Source organism: Mesorhizobium sp. WSM4808 (assembly GCF_055811675.1).
Window position 1 is genome coordinate 1 of sequence record NZ_JBVVQX010000093.1, and the last position, 255, is coordinate 255.

Annotated in this window: 1 protein-coding gene; it reads left to right on the top strand. The window is 52.5% G+C overall.

What is annotated here, in order from left to right:
- Nucleotides 1-132, top strand: a 132-nt coding sequence (locus AC0L2U_RS34815) for an aspartate 1-decarboxylase (protein ID WP_473603718.1), incomplete at its 5' end; no start/stop codon positions are given.
- Nucleotides 133-255: the final 123 nt, after the last annotated feature.

Genomic DNA, 255 nt, shown 5'->3' on the forward strand with positions numbered 1-255 from the left:
GCTGCGAGACTAGCGATGATTGGAGATAAGGTGATTATCGTTGCATATGCCTCATGTGAGGAGGTCGAAGCGAGAGCATTCAGGCCGCGCGTCGTGCTGGTCGACGAACAAAATCGCATCCTACCAAGTTGAAATCGACGAGGCCGATGCTGAGAACTTTTGCATTTTGCGGCCGTCATGCTTTTGCGCAACTGAGCGCGTGTCTGGAGCTGTACAATGAACCCAGTCCATGCGGACAAGATTGCCACATACGTC